This window comes from Xanthomonas sp. SHU 166, assembly GCF_000364685.1.
Taxonomy (GTDB): Bacteria; Pseudomonadota; Gammaproteobacteria; order Xanthomonadales; family Xanthomonadaceae; genus Xanthomonas_A; species Xanthomonas_A sontii.
Genome location: NZ_AQOJ01000687.1, coordinates 1 through 757 on the forward strand (window position 1 = coordinate 1; position 757 = coordinate 757).

Below are 757 nucleotides of genomic sequence, written 5' to 3' on the forward strand. Positions count from 1 at the left end.
CTGGCCCACATGCTGCGCCAGTTGCGCGTAGCTCCAGGTCGCGCCGAACGGGATCTCGGCCAGCGCCAGCCACACCCGCCGCTGGAAGTCGGTGCCGTGCGGCGCCAGCGGCAGGTCGAAGTGCTCGCGCTCGCCGGCGAAGTAGGCCAGCAACTGCTCGCGCGCGGCGCGCACCGGAGCCGGATCGTGCACCCAGTCGGCGCGGCCGCGGGCGTCGTAGCGGTTCTCGGGAAACAGGATGTGACGCACGCCATCGCTGCCGACAGCGACGGTGAGCATGCCGATCGGGGTGTCGAAACGGTCGTAGGACAGCGGGGACGCGGTCATGCGCGGGTCTCCTCGGGAGGGTCGTTGGCCAGGTGCCACAGGTGCAGCACCGCGTAGGCGCGCCAGGGACGCCAGGCCTGCGCGCGCGCCTCGGTGGCGCGTTCGCTCAGGCGTGCGCCCCCTTCGCCGAGCATGCGTTGCAGCACCAGGTCGCCGGCGGGGAAGGCGTCGGGCTGGCCGAGCGCGCGCAGGGCGATGTACTGCGCGGTCCAGGCGCCGATGCCGGGCAAGGTGATGGCGTGGGCGACGAAGTCGTCCAGGCGCTGGCCGGCACGGAACGACAGACGGCCGTCCAGCACCGCCTGCGCCAGCGCACGGATCGTCGCTGCACGCGAGCGCGGCAGGCCGATGGCTTCCAGCGGCGCGTCGCGCAGCGCCTGCGGGATCGGGAAGGCGCGGTCCAGCCCCGGCGGCTGGCCGGGCCGCGCGG

General features: G+C 74.4%; 1 protein-coding gene and 1 pseudogene. Both read right to left on the reverse strand.

Annotated features, from left to right (window positions below; translation table 11 throughout):
* Positions 1–327, reverse strand: a 327-nt coding sequence (locus D180_RS16265; RefSeq protein WP_017913630.1) for an MGMT family protein, incomplete at its 3' end; no start/stop codon positions are given.
* Positions 324–757, reverse strand: a pseudogene (locus tag D180_RS16270) (DNA-3-methyladenine glycosylase 2 family protein); the annotation flags it as partial. The gene D180_RS16265 and the pseudogene D180_RS16270, both read right to left, overlap by 4 nt.